Annotated in this window: 16 protein-coding genes; 6 read left to right on the top strand and 10 right to left on the bottom strand. The window is 63.9% G+C overall.

From position 1 onward, the window contains the following. Positions 1-131: 131 nt before the first annotated feature. From IFU11_RS16945 to IFU11_RS16935, 3 genes are all read left to right on the top strand, one after another. On the top strand, positions 132-401 hold the full coding sequence (locus tag IFU11_RS16945) for a hypothetical protein (protein ID WP_192019706.1): 270 nt from the start codon (positions 132-134) through the stop codon (positions 399-401). A gap of 193 nt (positions 402-594) precedes the next feature. After that, positions 595-1338, top strand: a complete 744-nt coding sequence (locus IFU11_RS16940; RefSeq protein ID WP_192019705.1) for an HNH endonuclease family protein — start codon at positions 595-597, stop codon at positions 1336-1338. 43 nt (positions 1339-1381) lie between these two features. Continuing rightward, complete coding sequence (locus IFU11_RS16935; protein ID WP_192019704.1) at positions 1382-2269, top strand: hypothetical protein; 888 nt, start codon at positions 1382-1384, stop codon at positions 2267-2269. Positions 2270-2301: 32 nt separating this feature from the next. Here IFU11_RS16935 and IFU11_RS16930 read toward each other — a convergent pair whose 3' ends face one another. Continuing rightward, on the bottom strand, positions 2302-3168 hold the full coding sequence (locus tag IFU11_RS16930) for a hypothetical protein (RefSeq protein WP_192019703.1): 867 nt from the start codon (positions 3166-3168) through the stop codon (positions 2302-2304). Positions 3169-3300: 132 nt separating this feature from the next. Here IFU11_RS16930 and IFU11_RS16925 point away from each other — a divergent pair, with 132 nt between their 5' ends. Together IFU11_RS16925 and IFU11_RS16920 are read left to right on the top strand one after the other, a co-directional pair. Next, the gene (locus IFU11_RS16925; RefSeq protein ID WP_192019702.1) at positions 3301-3513 is read left to right on the top strand and encodes a hypothetical protein; all 213 of its coding nucleotides are present in this window, start codon (positions 3301-3303) and stop codon (positions 3511-3513) included. A gap of 311 nt (positions 3514-3824) precedes the next feature. Then, positions 3825-4355: a hypothetical protein gene (locus IFU11_RS16920; protein ID WP_192019701.1), complete on the top strand. Its 531-nt coding sequence runs from the start codon at positions 3825-3827 to the stop codon at positions 4353-4355. Between the two features lie 257 nt (positions 4356-4612). Here the strand turns inward: IFU11_RS16920 and IFU11_RS16915 are convergent, their stop codons facing one another. Beyond that, positions 4613-4840, bottom strand: coding sequence for a hypothetical protein (locus IFU11_RS16915; protein WP_192019700.1), 228 nt, complete (start codon positions 4838-4840; stop codon positions 4613-4615). Positions 4841-5044: 204 nt separating this feature from the next. On the opposite strand from IFU11_RS16915, the gene IFU11_RS16910 reads away from it, so the two are divergent. Continuing rightward, the gene (locus tag IFU11_RS16910) at positions 5045-5197 is read left to right on the top strand and encodes a hypothetical protein (protein ID WP_192019699.1); all 153 of its coding nucleotides are present in this window, start codon (positions 5045-5047) and stop codon (positions 5195-5197) included. A 952-nt stretch (positions 5198-6149) separates the two neighbouring features. Here IFU11_RS16910 and IFU11_RS16905 read toward each other — a convergent pair. From IFU11_RS16905 to IFU11_RS16870, 8 genes are all read right to left on the bottom strand, one after another. Further along, a complete protein-coding gene (locus IFU11_RS16905) occupies positions 6150-7427 on the bottom strand; it encodes an integrase core domain-containing protein (RefSeq protein WP_192019698.1) in 1278 nt (425 codons plus the stop codon). Between the two features lie 648 nt (positions 7428-8075). Beyond that, positions 8076-8495: a hypothetical protein gene (locus IFU11_RS16900; protein ID WP_192019697.1), complete on the bottom strand. Its 420-nt coding sequence runs from the start codon at positions 8493-8495 to the stop codon at positions 8076-8078. Between the two features lie 2 nt (positions 8496-8497). Then, complete coding sequence (locus IFU11_RS16895; RefSeq protein WP_207185359.1) at positions 8498-9049, bottom strand: hypothetical protein; 552 nt, start codon at positions 9047-9049, stop codon at positions 8498-8500. A gap of 70 nt (positions 9050-9119) precedes the next feature. Next, the gene (locus tag IFU11_RS16890) at positions 9120-9521 is read right to left on the bottom strand and encodes a hypothetical protein (protein WP_192019695.1); all 402 of its coding nucleotides are present in this window, start codon (positions 9519-9521) and stop codon (positions 9120-9122) included. 320 nt (positions 9522-9841) lie between these two features. Continuing rightward, complete coding sequence (locus IFU11_RS16885; RefSeq protein ID WP_192019694.1) at positions 9842-10195, bottom strand: PadR family transcriptional regulator; 354 nt, start codon at positions 10193-10195, stop codon at positions 9842-9844. A gap of 43 nt (positions 10196-10238) precedes the next feature. Beyond that, positions 10239-10550, bottom strand: coding sequence for a hypothetical protein (locus IFU11_RS16880; protein ID WP_192019693.1), 312 nt, complete (start codon positions 10548-10550; stop codon positions 10239-10241). A 521-nt stretch (positions 10551-11071) separates the two neighbouring features. Then, positions 11072-11800 (bottom strand): winged helix-turn-helix domain-containing protein, encoded by a 729-nt coding sequence (locus tag IFU11_RS16875; protein ID WP_192019692.1) that lies wholly within the window; start codon positions 11798-11800, stop codon positions 11072-11074. 93 nt (positions 11801-11893) lie between these two features. Next, positions 11894-14572 (bottom strand): AAA family ATPase, encoded by a 2679-nt coding sequence (locus tag IFU11_RS16870; RefSeq protein WP_192019691.1) that lies wholly within the window; start codon positions 14570-14572, stop codon positions 11894-11896. Between the last annotated feature and the right edge of the window lie 61 nt (positions 14573-14633).

Raw genomic sequence — 14633 nt, 5'->3', positions numbered from 1 at the left:
CGGCCTCGGGTCGGCCCGGCACACCCGGGTCGACCCGCCGGTCAGTTTCCCGCTGGATCTGTCCCAAATCCGCTCTCGGGCGTGCCCCTTCTAGGTGAAGGCAGTACACGCTCAACCCAAAGGAGAGAGACATGCGCACCCTCACCAAGTACCCCACGCCCAACGACCAGGCCGCCGCTTGGGCGACGGTCCACCTGCCGCTCGGGACCGACGTCGACCGGTTCGCTGAGGACTACGCCGACTACGTCGACGAGCTCCGCCAGCCAATGAACCCAGACCCGATCGTCCTCACGCCGGCAGAGTTCGCAGACCAGGCCGGCCTCGACACGACCATCCCGCTGCCGGAACGCGCGATCGCCCTCTGGGGCGTGAAGCTCGACCCGCCCGCCCCGAAGCTGTAGCCTTGAACCCGGCACCCGGCCCCCCTGAGCGGGTAAATCTGACAGTTTCTCCTCTGGGCCGGGTGCCTTTTTCGCGCCCGCCGGCAGCCACAGCTCGTCGAGTCCCCTCCGAGCCCCCGAGATGCTTCGCCCACGCCATCATCGCCACTTTGTCGACGCCACGACGTCGGCCATCCCTGACTGGATCGTCATCATGACCATGCGTAAACGCTTCAAAGCCCTCCTCGTCCTCACGGCCGCCGGCATCGCCACCGTCGCCGGCCTCACCACGCTCGACAACCCGTTCACACGCTCACCCCAGGCCAGCACGACCGCTGCGGCCGCCCTGCAGGACGCAGGCCTCATCACCGTCGTCGACGGCACCACCACCTACAACATCGAGGCCGCCCGAGCAGCACTCGCCGCAGTCCCCGTGGCCGCCCCCACCCACGCCGACACGTACGACTCCGACGCATTTGGTCAGCGGTGGAAGGACATCGATCGGAACGGCTGCGATCAACGATCCGACCTGATCAATCGCGTCCTCCAGGACATCACCCACAAGCCCGGCACCAACGACTGCAAAGTCACCAGCGGAACACTCATCGACCCCTACTCCGGCGAACGCCTCGAGTTGACCACCGAGACGCTCAGCACCGACGTCCAGGCCGATCACGTTTTGCCCAAGTCCTGGATTTGGCGCCAGGGCGCCGCCTCGTGGACCGACGAGCTGCGCATCACCGTCGCCAACGACCTCGACAACCTGGAACTCGTCACCAGCGCCCTGAACTCCTCCAAGGGTGACTCTGGGCCCGCCGAATGGATGCCGCCGGCCGACTCATACCGATGCGAGTACACGTTCCGATGGGTGTACCTCCTCACGAAATACCCGCTCACGATCAACACCGCCGACCGCGACGCCCTCGCCTCGACGATCGCCACATGCGACGCCCCGTAGGGCTCCGCCGGCCGCCGGCCGAGACCAGCGATAGCGTTCGACCGTGAACTCCTTGCAACGCTCCGCGACCTGGGCCACCACAATCGCCGCCTGGCTCCTCGTCGTGATGCTGGCCGGCATGGTCCTGCTGCACTGGATCAGCGGGATCGCCGCCGCCCGCGGGGACTCCGTGAGCTACGACAGCTCTGGCAGCGAGGATCTCGTCCGCTGGGTGACCATCGCGCTCATCGTCGCGCTCATGGTCCTGTCCAGGTGGGCCCGAGGGATGCGCGGCTTCGGCTTCCGCTGGCAGCAACCACGAGCACCGTTCGCCCGATTCGTCCGAGCGACAGTCCTCGCCGTGTCGATCTTCATCGCCGCGGGCCTCCTCAACCGCCCCATCGCCGCCCTCCTCGGCTGGCAGTTCCGACCCGTCACCACCTCCTGGGACGAGCTCACCGTCGCCGACCGCGCCATGCGAGCTCTGCACGCCGGCCTGAGCGAGGAGACCCTCGACATCGCTATACCCGTCGGCGTCGCCTTCGCCGCGCTCTCCGTCCTGAATCGCGATCGCCGGATGACGGGCAGGCCGGAATGGACGACCGGCTCCCTGTGGCGATGGGCACTCCTCGCCGGCAGCATCGGCCTGATCACACGAGTCATCGACCACCTTTACCAGGGCGGGGCATCCTCACTGCTGGCCCTGGCTTGGGGAAGCGGGCTCCTCGCCCTGTTCGCGATCTACCGCTCAGTCCTCCCACTGATGCTCGCCCACTTCATCATGGACGCGGTCATCGTCGGCAACAGCGCGCTCCTCGGGAACCCCGCAGGGTACGCATCACGCACCCTGACCCTCGCCGGCATCTTCGTCCTCACCTTCATGGTCGGCACCACAAGCCAACGAACAGGCACACTCAGTGCGTCGCCGCGGACCACCAGCGGCTCTACGTAACGATTCGCCGAAGCCCCGCCCTGGAGTGTTCCTCACCGCATCAGTCGATCAAAGGTCGGAGCCACGATTCGTACGGTGTCGTCGTGCGCGGTATCCCACCGGCGTCGCAGCTCGTCACTCGATTCCCCCCACATGTCGAACAACGTCGTCATCACCCGATGGACCGATTCCAGCAAGATCCAGATGAACAAGTTCGCGACATTGATAGGCAAACCGAGCCCGACCCGCGCCAATCCCGTTTGCCCCGGCCGCTCATTTCCAAACGCAGCGAGAGTCGTCCTTTCCCCATGCGACGCCCCCGACATCGTTGAATAATCGCGCCCAGAATTCGGGCTGTTGACCGCGTCGAGAAGATCCATTGCCAGCTTCCGATAGCCCGGCGGCTTCGCTGAAAGACCGGTAACCCGAACTTCCTCGAACTTCCGCTCCGCCTCGTCCGAGATCTCAGACCCACGCAGCCGTCGAACCTCACCGTCTTCCCCGCGAATCCCAGCCTCAGCATCATTCGAAGCCAGGTACCCCGCCTCATTGAGAGTCAGCAGGGCGGCTCTGTGAGCGAGGACCGCCGCATCTTCAGAGGTGACCAACCACCATGCACGACCCAAAGTCTCGACGCAGCTGCGGAGAAGCGAACCCAGCGACGGCCCATATGCCCCATCGCCGCCGAGGATCCACGCAAACGCACTGAACTCATCACTGGCCGCAGCGAGACTGATCGTCACGTCAGCGAAAGGAGAATCACCAAGCGAACCATCGAGCAAAGCCTGTGCCCTCGACCCATCAGAGGGCACAACCTCCCACAAGCCCGATGCCACGTCCACCAGCGCGTCGGCAGTTCCCGTCAACGCGACGGCAAGAACGCTGCGATCCGCAAGCGGCAAAGGCTCCGATGAAGTCATCCCGCGAGCGTAATACTCCACTTCGCTCCCCGAACGCAGATCTTGGAAACCATCGACCCCAAAACCCTTTGCTTCCCTCTTGCGCTCTGATACTGTTATAAACGTCAGATTTACTATTGCAGGGGAGTATCCATGCGCACCACCACACCCACAACCACCCCCACGACCTGCGCCATCGGCCTGCTCACCCTGACGGCGCTCGCCGTCGTTTGCGTCTGGCTGGGCCCATCGGTCTATCGGGCGCTGCAGGTCGCCGGCACAGCAGTCCTGGCGCTCGTGGTCGTCATTGCCACAGCTCGGGCGACAGCCGCGCTGCTTCGCGACCTCGCTTCCGATGATGAATGACGCCGGCCGATGCGGTACATCATCGAGTGGTCCGATACAGCAACGCACCGCGGCGAGCTCTCTCTCGACGACGGAACGCTCGCCACGCACGCAATGAAGTCAGGCAAGTTGCGCGCGCTTCTCACGGGTGCTCTTCGAGAACCAACGCATGGCGAAGTGACCGCGATGATCCAGGCCAACGCACACCTGCGAATGATGCTCCTCGAGGATCTTCTGGACGCTCAGTCAGTCGCGAACACACACCACACACCCACTCCATGAAAATAAACGTGGGGTTTAGACTCGAACCCAGACAATCCAGGGAGATCACCGTGACCACAGCCAAGTCCGCGAGCACGATCAGTGCACGCGACCTCGTGAACTACGAAGAGGCAGCCGAGATCCTCGGACTCTCGCTGCAGACGGTGCGGATCTACAAGATCAAGGACCCAGATTTCCCGGAGCCCATCACCGATACCCGCTCTCCCGTGTGGCTGCGAGCGGACATCGTCGCGTACAAGGAACGGCGCGCGAGCAAGCGCAAGAGCGAGCGCTCGTTGAGCGACGCAGCGGCAGCAAAGCGAGCCAGATCTGAATCAGGCCGCAAACCGAAGCCGGTCGACTCCGAGATCGATTTCTCCCAGCTTGTCACCGTCGAGGACATCGCAGAGATCCTCGGTGTCACGACGCAGACCGTGCGGAAATACAGCCGCGCCGATCCAGAGTTCCCTGAGCCCTTCTACGTGAAGAAGAGCCACTGGTGGCGCCGGCAGGACATCCTCGCCTATCAGGAGCACCGAGCATCCCTGGCTGCGGCATCTGCCAAGCGGGTCAGCGGCGACGACGCGAACGCGCCGGCTTAACCTTCCGGGCCCCCGACACGAAGGCGAAAGCCGTGAACCTCACCATCGGGTACGGCGGAAGGACTGTCATCAACTTGCGACATTCATAAAGCGACACGAAGTGGCTTCATGCTGTGGCAGAGCGCGCACAGCGAGTTCTACTTCGTTGCGGCGCTCGACCCCAGCCCTATTTGTCTCCCTGGACCCGCCACCACCCTTCCGTTAGACGAGCACGCCGTCGCCATTCCAGTAGTGGATATCAGTGCGCGCGACGACCTCTAGATCGGGTCCTTCGCGCGACAGGCGCTGCGGAGCCTGAATGAACTGGCTTCCCGATACCAGTCGGCGATGCTGGGTCGCTGCACGCCGCAGCTCAACCACTCGAGCATGGGCGAGGACGCGGGGACGCCGATGGAGTTGGCGACCGTGAACACGAGGACCGCGACGCCGGCGGGCAACCTGACGGCCCGCACTGCCGCACGGTCTGCAGCTCGACGAAAACTCACGCATCCTCGCGGTTGCGAATGGCGGCCTCATCGTCACGTTCGCATCGAAGCGCTTCCCACTGCGGGTGAAGGCCGCGTCGATCGTCTTGCAGTCTGTCCAGTACCGCGCCGAACTCGCCATCGACTCCAGCTGGAACAGGAGGATCCCCATTCGCCCGGACCTGTCCGCGGAACGGGACGACACGCGGCACCGACAAGCAGAACATGATCGACCTCGCCGACGACATCGGAATCCTGTCATTGAGAGGTCGAATAGGGCAGGATCTGCCCGCGCTCGACATGCACGGGAAGCCCTTCGGCGTGTTGATCAGAGCCCAGTGGACGGGTCAATTTCGCCCCGACCGATCCATGGCATAGGGCGACACGTCGCGTCGACAAGCACCTCCCAAGGCCTGCTGCACACGAATCGGCGACCGCCTGCTGATCGTCGACGCGATGCGATCTTTTCGGACCCCATCCAGGCGTGTCATAGCGGTGCCTGTCGCTGCAGAATCCGGCGCATCAATTGGCTGGGATCTCCTCCAGTTCGGCTTCCCGCGCGCTCTGCGCCGTGAGGACCCTTGGCATGCAACTACCGTTACGTCATTCAGTCCAGGCTGAACGTTGGTCACCGCGCGCCCTGTCCGAGCTCCAAAAGTGGGTGCGTTTGGTCCCCAAGTGCGTGGATTTGACCCCCAAAGCGACACGCCGCATAAATCGCATAATTTCAGTGAAAAAACCTGATCAGAAGCATTTTATACGCGACACGCCCGGGAATGGCACTTTTGGCCTGCATGTTGGTGGCGAATGCAACGATGTGTCCCAACGAAGGGGCCCGCCCTGTTGGAAGCAGGACGGGCCAGAATCTTCGTTCCTCGCAGGGTGAATCTCGAAGGAAAGGAGACACGATGAGTGTAAAACGCAATAGGAGACCGCCAAAGGCAACAACACGCGTCGATCACGCAATTAGGGTTATCGTCCGGATTGATCTGACAGCAATCTGTCTAATCGCCGTGGCGGTGGTCACGTCGCTCGCCCGGCCCTAGCGCCAGGGCCAGAAGGCGTGAGGCTCGCTTGTCGGCCCAATGTCGGCACCCTGCCGCGTGACAGGTCCGAGGCCGCTGGGGTGGAACACTCCACCCCAGCGTGGGCGGCAGGGCGCTACCCGTTCGCCTGTCTGGCGGATCCGCGAGCGAGCCGACCTCACGAGCGGCGCTCGGCGCACACCACCATCGTCAGCCCTGAAGGCCGTGCGGTCTTCACCAACGACCACCCACGGGCGCTGCTCGCTTGACGTGTGATGTCTCAGGACATCGGTGACGAATCTGCATCAGGACATCGGTAACGCTTCGATGTTCTTGGGCCTCGGACCGCGGGGGCGGCCGTTGCCGACGTAGGTCACGCCGGCTGGTGGGCGGGTGTGCTCGATGAGGATCTCGCCGTCGAGATTGGAGACAGCAATCTTGTCGCCGTCGACGATGATCAGCACCTCCTTGTGTCGATGCTGTCCGCCGACGATGTAGATGACTCTTGCCAGTGTGAAGGTGCCCGCGCTGTTGAGCGTGCGAACGGTGATGTCCGCGGGCAGATCGGCCGGTTCCGGGATGGGCCGGATGGCTCGGCCGCCTGTCCGAGCGAAAAATGGCTGTTGTGGTTTGGGGCGTGGCGGGTCAGCCTTCGGGGTTGCGATCCAAGCCGCTTCGGGGGTGACGCGGCCCGGGAGTCCTTGGTGTGGGCGCTCGGTGTTGTAAATGTGGTCGAACGCATCGACCTGGGATTGCAGGATCGCGAGCGTCTCTGCGAGCGGTTGCTTGTCGAGGTAGCGGAATAGGGTCTGGTGGAAGCGCTCGTTCTTGCCCTGCGTCGTCGGCTTGTATGGCTTGCCTGTTATGGCCTCGGTGCCGAGCGTCGATACGTGGTTCACGAGCTGGCCGGGAAATCCGCGGCGCGAGGGGTTGAGTGCGACGCCATTGTCTGTCAGTAGCCGTTGGGGAACCCCACAGGCGAGCACTGCCTTATCGAAGACGGTGATGGCATCCGCGGCGGTCTCTCCCCAGGCTACGTGGGATGCGACCGCGTAGCGGGAGTGGTCGTCAATGAGTTGGAAGATCACGCACTTGCGCCCACCGGTGAGCACGTACTCGGTGGCGTCGAGCTGCCAGCATGCGTTCGGTGCTGGGTAGACAAAGCGCCGCCACGCCGACCGTGGTTTCTTCTTCGGCTCAAGACGGGCGACGCCCGCCTCGCGAAAGATTCGAGCTAACGACGCGATCGACGGCACCGCTTCAATCCCCATCGCATGCATTTTGTCGTACACGCTGATCGGTCCATGGTCCAACCCCGAAGCCTCCAACGCGGCCCGCACCTGCACTGCCTGCGACTTGACCTCCTCCAACACCCCTGACGGATTCGATCTAGGGCGTCTGGATCGAGGCTCGAGAACTGCTGCTGGTCCTCCCATCTGGGCGCGCTTGCGGAGCTCGTAGAAGGACTTCCGAGAGATGCCGTGCTCGAGGCAGAAAGTCGAAACCGCACCACGCGGGGCATCGCTGGGCCACTGGGCGATCGCAAGACGCAGGCGCGGTTCGATAGGTTTGCGGCCAGTCATCGTGTACGGGCAATCATCATTCAGGCCTCCGCGGAAGCGTGCACGGTTCGCGCACTCGTTGCGCCGAGGGCGCGAACGTGAGTGACTCTCACGGCCACCCTCGAATCGCTAAAGATTCCGCCGGAGAATCAGAATCGTCGTTCCATCGGGCAAACGGCCTTGCGCCGCCGAGTACCAGTACGAGCCCGATCGAGACGATGAGTACGAGACGGATTCAGCCCCCATGACCGCAAGTTCGTCAACCATGCGTAGGCTGCGATCCGTCGAGGGTCGCATGATTCCGAAGGGCAAAGTGACGGCGTCAGGGTCGGGTATGGCGAGTGTCGCCTCCTTAGTCTCGTGCAGGAGAGCCGTGCTGCTGGTCGAGCTGAGCACTCGAACGTCGGCGCCGAGGTCGATCCCCGACCAGTCGGCGATGTCGGCGCGAGCAGTCGCATGGCATGGCAGCAGGGACAATTGCACGGCGCAGGTCGTTTCGTGGCCTGAGAGCGTCCAACGAGTGTCCCAGAGGCCGAGTACGATCGATGCTCCAGCAGCGATTACGGTGAGACCTGCGACCCAGGCTGCGGTCCGCGCGAAGCGCCGTCTGCTAGCCGGGTCTCGTGGCGAGAGCTCGACGAATCGGAAATCATCGGTCATAGCCGCTCGCTACTCGCTGCGGGTGATCGTCACGAGCACGGTTCCATCAGCGCGGGGTTGAGTGGCATGGAGGTCGTGTTCAACCGCGTCCTGCGCGGTGGGGAAGACGAGTCGTGCTTCGTAGGTCGGGTCGGGAAACCCGTACTTTCTGAACTGCTCGACACGAACATCGTCGCCCAGTGGGATGTGGAACGTGTCGCGCACTCGCTCCCGCAGATCGTTCTGGCACGTCGATCCGACGCCTGCGTATCCACACGTCGACACGTCGAAGAAGGTGCCCTGAAACGAGCCGGCCAACAGGATCACCAAGCCGCCGACCCCAGCGATCCCCGCCATCAGACTCGCCACCACCACGCCGACCTGGGTAACCGAGCGGCGAGCGCGTGGCTGCTGCTGCTCCGTCGGCGTGAGAAGGTCGTCGATGGTCATGATCAGTTCTGTCCGTCCATTCCGGTCAAGTGCACGGCGTAGCCGTTGCAACCCGCATCTTCCCATCGGTACTCGCCGCCGCTCTCAACCCAGGTCCCCTGCAGAGCTTCCCATTCCGGTGTATCCACGTGGGGCCCTTCGTTCTGCTTGCCGTTCTCTCGATCCGAGGGAGTACGTTCCCAATCGAGGACGAAAACGTAGTCGAACCCGAGGTCCGCCATGCACTTGGCGATGATGAACTGCTGATCGATCCACACTGGAAATTGCTGCTTGCGGTACTCGTCAACCGAATCGGGCACGGTGATCAAGGAACGGTCAGAGTTCACGTCGTAGAGCGGCGTGCCGAACTCGTTTCGTCGAATGCCATCGACTGACGTCACGGTGGGCGTCGGGTTGACGAGCTGGCTGGTGTCGATGTCCTCGCGCTCCGCGAGAGGAACATATTCGGCGCTCTCGCCCGTGCTGAGGTTGTCGAGCGCTGTGTGGCCCGCTTGGATCGCGAAGGAGACACCCGTGCCAGAGACGAGGAGGATGCCGGCGAGTGCAATGCTCACGGCCAGGATCTTGCCTCGTCGACCGCGAGCGGTGGGCGCTTCGACTTCGGTCGGGGTGAACAAATCAGAGTCAGCCACGAGCGCTCCCGGTTGATCGGCGTTGACGGCGGTTCGAGGACGGTAGCCACCAGAGTGCGGCGCCCGCCGGGATCAGGACTAACCCCAGGCTCGCTGCGATCACGAAGGTGGGTAGCGTGTCGAGACGGGTGACGAGCATCTGCACGGTTGCGCTGCTGTACCAGAGCAGCTGGACCGAGAAGTGGATCATCCACGCCGCGGGGAAGATCAACGATGTCGCCCCAATGAGCCTCGTGCGGCGAGTGGCGCTCAGTATCGTTCCGAGAAGTGCGAGACACATCAGGAAGATGACCGGTATCAGCTCGAAGGCCGGGGCTGCCGACGCTCTCCCGGTATCGAGCGTGCGGATCAGTGCAAACAGCCCGAGTCCGGTGAGTCCGAGTCCAAGGAACATCAATAGTGCCGAGAGACCGCGACCTGCACGATCGAGACGGAGCTCCGCTAGAGCAGCCCGATCTGTGCCGCGAAGCACATGGGACCGCCACGACAGGTCGGCGGGCACGCCTCGTATTGCGCGGAGCGCAATCGCACGCGACGCTCGCCTCGGCGAGAGGCCCGATTTTTCCGCCCAAGCGGCTTCCTCATGCAGGTCTGATGCGATCTCATCGCGACGTTCTGCTGCAATGTGTGGATCGAGTCCACGGGTGTACCAGGCGCACCACCGCAGCGCCCGGCGTGCGACCGTGCGATACGGGGCGCTGCGCGTCACACTCGTCATGCCGGACTCACCGCACCGGTCCCGGTGACAAGTCCAGTCAGACGCGCACGCTCCCGCGCGATCGCCACTTCTCCCTCGGCCGTCACTGTGTACGTGCGGCGACGCGGTCGCCCGTCGGATTCCGCATCGGCTGGGTCTTCCCATGCCGAATCAACAAGGCCTCGTTCAGTCATCCGAGCGAGCGCCTTATAGAGCGTGCCGTGCGACGTCAGCGTGGCATTGCCGCTGGCGCCAGCGATGTGCTTCGCAAGCATGAACCCGTACGCCTGTTCGCCATCCGATTGCAGCGCCAAGACCGACTCCAGGATGCTCAGTTCCAGTGGAACCAGGGCGCCGGCTTTCCGTCTCATGGTTCCAAGTATAGGAAGATATGAGAATAAAGCTACTGAGCCTTCAGTCTCTTGGCACGATTCGCAGCATGTGGAAGATCTCGGCTTCAGTCTCGTAGCGTGGGCCGACCCCGTACCTCTCCCAGTACGGCTCGGCCACAGTGCCCCCGGCGACACAGATCACGCCGGCCTCCGCTCCGTTGGGATTGTTGCCATCCATCGCCTCGATGTACGCCCCGATCAACCCGTCATCTCGGGTGATGATGGTCGCCTCGGTCTGAGGAGCGAAGCGCACGTTCGCGTGGTCGCCGTCGGCAAGTTGGCCTCCGTTGAGGATTTTGTCTAGGCAGAGCTCATAGATGTTCCACTCATTCACCTCGACAGATGTTGCCCCTGAGGAAGACGAACTGGACGACGCTCCGTCCGCATCACGCGTCGCTTGCGTGGCGGAGCATCCAGCACACGTCATGCAAGCAATCACTGCCCACGCAGCTGCACGCAGATGCTTCATGGTCCCCCCGGACGTTTGAGATCCCTGCTCGATGACCCCACCCTAGGCGCCGACCCAACGCATAGCGAAGCGGGAACGGATTCCCGGCCGTCATGCCTCACGCTGGACGAACAGCTGCGCCAGCCGCGCACTAGCAGGGCGAATCCTTCGCGTTGGGCATTGCGACACCGCTCCGAATGCGGTGCAGGGCTGGCGGAGACCGGTGGGACGTGACGCCATCGCCCATGTGTCACCACTAATACATCGAGATCTGTCACCGATGTCCTGATACAGAACTGTCACCGATGTCCTGCGAGATGACACGTCGTGTCAGCGACATGAGCCGCATTCGGATCCCGTACTTGGTCACTCGCGCCTGGCGACCAGCGGGCGCATCACCTCGGAACTCAGTGAGATGCGTCGTCTCGATCGAAGTTTCGCATCTCACGCGCACGCTCGACGAGCCAGAATGCGACGGTGTTGCTGCCAACCTCTGGGTACATTCGAGACCAGCTCTCCCAGAAGTCCAGGTCCTCTTCCACCTCTGCGAGATCCCTCGACGCCTCCTCCAGAGCATCTGCTGCGAGGTTCACGTGGTCCTCTTCAACTCGATGCGGCCGAAGTTCCTCCTTCCCACTCACGAGCTGTCGGACAAGCCGCGTCTGTCTCGACTCTTCGGAACCGCGCAACACGTGATCCAGCCCACCAGCTTCTTCGACGGCCCGCGTCACGATCTGGGCCAGCACGGCCGGGAAATCCCGCTCGTGCTGAGCGAGACCGGTCAACGCATCCACCGCGTCGGCGTGACGCCTCTCGGCAGATCGGAGGCGACCGACGACCGCTAGGGCTGATCGCAGATTCGCTTCGAGATCCTCGAGCTCCGAGATGCGCGGACCAGGTGTCGAGGGTTGCCGGACGAGGAAATAGCCTGAGCCCTGCCTCGCCTGGACCGTGCCAGCGTCGATCAGGTCTCGATAGGCATTCCGCAGACCCTGCACCGAGGCGAGACCGAACTCATCGCCGAGCTCCCGCAGTGACGGCAGACGATCGCCAACGGCGTACACGCCCGCGTTGATCCGATCACTCAGCCACTTGGCGGCCTGGCTCGACTTCGATTTGTGACTTCTGTCGCTCATACCGTCGACACTACTGAACTGTGTGCACACAGTAGTGCACCGAACGTTGGATTGGTCGATCAGCAGCCCACATAGAAGCGCGCCGAGCGGCGATCACAGTGAAACCTCGAGTGAATCGATCCGCGCGGCGGCCCGCGCGAGGTCCAGCCGAGCAGCCTTCGTTCCGAGGTCCACGGTCGGTTCTGAAGCGCCCAGCGCAAGCAACTCGGCGATCTGCTCACGGAGCTCGAAGACCCTCGGCGGGAGCACCAGTGTGTTCTGGAACTTTCCGCGGGTGAGACCGACGTAGACGGCCGCGCCGTTCACTGCACCCGACGTGTAGCTGACGTCAGCGGTCTCACCCTGCGCACCATGCGCCGTGGATGCGTAAGCCAGGTGAACGTGCTCAGTGACGTAGCTCGCGGGCACGTTTCGAACACGGCCTGGGTCCGAAGCGGATTCGAGCGAGGCGTGCCCACCGGCGATGCTGCGGACTCGCCAGAGCTGACGGTTACTCACGCCCAGGTTCTTCTGGTTGGCTCGACTCTGGACGAGGTCCCCCTCGTAGATGGACTGCGAGTCCTGCGCGAAGAGAACGGAACCTGGCTGCAGCTCGCCTCGCGAGAGCCGCAGTCGCTGGATCGTGTCATTGATGCGCTGCGCCTCCTCGTTCATCGCCGTCACCAACGCAACACGTAGCCCTGCCGCGGTGTCTGCGAGATACCGTTCGGCGAGGTAGGCCGTCGGATCCTGACCGGGCTCCAACTCGACGACATGGCCGCCGGCGATGAGGCCATCTGCAACGGCAAGCCGATCATCTTCGCTCCGTGCATCGCGCAGGGCAATCGTGAGCTGCGCGTAGGCGCGGTCGATCGCTCCGTCTGGCTCGCGGAAGCGGTGGACGTCCTCGAGATCGACGCGCGCTGTCGCGGCCTCGGTTGCCAGCAGCATTGCTCCCGAGTGCCCAACCGGGCGCAACTGCATCGGATCCCCGACGAAGGCCAGGTCGATGCCGGTTTGCTCTGCGGTGATGCAGAGCGCGCGTGCGGCCTCAAGGTCGAGCATGCCGGCCTCGTCGACGATGACGCGGTCGTTGCGGCGGAGTCGGTAGCAGCGAGCCATCGGGTTGATTGGACGTTCCCATGTCCAGACATCGCGGCCAGCGTCATCTGTCTTCCAGGTCCAGCCATGCGCTCGGAGCATCTCGTGCACGCTCATTGCATCGGCGCCCGTCTCGGCACAGGCGACCTGGGCGGCCTTACGCGTCGGTGCAAGCAAGAGCGGGCGACGGCCGTTGCGGCGGAGCAGGTCGCACGCGATGCGCAGCATCGTCGTCTTGCCCGTTCCGGCGGGGCCGGTCACTGTGACGAGCCGATCGCTGCCCGCCAGCGCTGCAACGGCGGCTCGTTGGCCCTCATCGAGCGACCGACCGGCAGGAAGTGAAGCTCGCTCGGCGCGGAGGACCGCCTCTTCGGTCAGAGATCGTCCGGGGGACGCGAGTTCGACCATGCGGCGCTCGACTTCCCGTTTGAGCGTCGCGGTGTGGCTGGAGAGGTAGCCCTTCACCTGTGGCGGCACTTCGTCTGCGCCGAGCAGGTCCGTGCAGCCCTCATCGACGGCGCGCTGAATCACCTGCTCGATCAGCGGTTCGAGCTGGGATCGGTCAGCGACGACTCCCGTTGCGGCGACGGCTCGGAGCACGCCGGCGCGGATGTCGAATCGGCTGAATCGTCCTCCACTCGGCGTCGAGCGTCGGTCAGCATCAACGACCGCCCGCCTCGCGAGTAGATCGACATTGAGGTTATCGAGGCTGCTCGCCACCGGCGCCACGGCGGCCCGCCTCTCAGCGAGTCTCGGGTCCAGTTCGATGATCTCGTCCCGGACAAGGTTCAACCAGTCCGCTTCGTCGATTGCGGGAGGCTTCGCGGGGCGCTCGTGCGCGTAGGCCCACTGATCGATGGCGGTCAGGTCCTGCGGCGTAGGTTCAACGTCAGGGTGTTCGAGCCGCCACTCTTCGAGTCGGTTGGCTCGGTTCCGCTCGATCTGACGAGACCGCTTCGACAACGGCCGCACGATGTGAGCGAGCTGCTCGATCTCACCGTCATCGCCGATACTGAAACCCCTCCTGGCGAGGGCGGCGATCCATTCCGGGTCCGTCCTCGCGGCGAGGTCGCCCTCCGCGTTGATGATGGTCTGGAAGCGGAGTGCTACGCGGGAGTCGATGTTGCTCCAACGCCCGTCCTCTCCGAGCACCTTGATGTTGAGCCACAGGTGCCGGTGCTGGTGGGGATCGAGTGCGCGCGAGCGAGCATGGCGGAGCTCCACGATCTCGATGCGCGTGAGCGGCATGCGGCGGTGGCCGGCTTTCCCACGACGGGCGTTGAGCTCACGCTGCCAGGCGAGGATGATGCGTTCACGGAGGCGATCCTGGAGTACGTCGTAGGCTGCCGCGACGTCCGGATCGAGTATCGCTGCGATGGAGAACGACTTCGAGGAGTTGATGGTGGCATCGAGGAGCAGATCCGCTCGAGGCGAAGGGTTCCGGATGCCGCGTATGACCTCGGTGTCGGGATCACGACCGGCGACCCAGGCGGCGAGCTTCTGTCGGTCGAGCTGGTCAAGGGTGACCTGTTCGTTCTCGACGATGAAGCGGGTGACGGTCTCGGGTGCGTAGCCGAGCGCTCGTGCGATGCCAGCGGGCGTGCCAAGCGTTGCGTCGCAGGAACCACCGAGCGCGTAGTCGACGGCCTGCCGGAGTCCTTGCGAAGCGATGCCTCGCTTCCACCTGACCATGCCGCCACGCACGAGCACCTCCATGCCGAAGGCGGCCGTTCCGCCTCGCTAGCTCTTGCCG

The sequence above is a fragment of the Plantibacter sp. CFBP 8804 genome, assembly GCF_014841225.1.
GTDB classification, from domain to species: Bacteria; Actinomycetota; Actinomycetes; order Actinomycetales; family Microbacteriaceae; genus Plantibacter; species Plantibacter auratus.
This window is presented reverse-complemented; position numbering and strand designations above follow the sequence as displayed.

Coding starts and splice junctions, on each gene's coding strand:
- IFU11_RS16945 (WP_192019706.1), top strand. CDS start 132: ATGCGCACCCTCACCAAGTACCCCACGCCCAACGACCAGGCCGCCGCT.
- IFU11_RS16940 (WP_192019705.1), top strand. CDS start 595: ATGACCATGCGTAAACGCTTCAAAGCCCTCCTCGTCCTCACGGCCGCC.
- IFU11_RS16910 (WP_192019699.1), top strand. CDS start 5,045: ATGATCGACCTCGCCGACGACATCGGAATCCTGTCATTGAGAGGTCGA.
- IFU11_RS16925 (WP_192019702.1), top strand. CDS start 3,301: ATGCGCACCACCACACCCACAACCACCCCCACGACCTGCGCCATCGGC.
- IFU11_RS16905 (WP_192019698.1), bottom strand. CDS start 7,427: ATGACTGGCCGCAAACCTATCGAACCGCGCCTGCGTCTTGCGATCGCC.
- IFU11_RS16870 (WP_192019691.1), bottom strand. CDS start 14,572: ATGGTCAGGTGGAAGCGAGGCATCGCTTCGCAAGGACTCCGGCAGGCC.
- IFU11_RS16890 (WP_192019695.1), bottom strand. CDS start 9,521: ATGTTCCTTGGACTCGGACTCACCGGACTCGGGCTGTTTGCACTGATC.
- IFU11_RS16875 (WP_192019692.1), bottom strand. CDS start 11,800: ATGAGCGACAGAAGTCACAAATCGAAGTCGAGCCAGGCCGCCAAGTGG.
- IFU11_RS16885 (WP_192019694.1), bottom strand. CDS start 10,195: ATGAGACGGAAAGCCGGCGCCCTGGTTCCACTGGAACTGAGCATCCTG.
- IFU11_RS16900 (WP_192019697.1), bottom strand. CDS start 8,495: ATGACCATCGACGACCTTCTCACGCCGACGGAGCAGCAGCAGCCACGC.
- IFU11_RS16930 (WP_192019703.1), bottom strand. CDS start 3,168: ATGACTTCATCGGAGCCTTTGCCGCTTGCGGATCGCAGCGTTCTTGCC.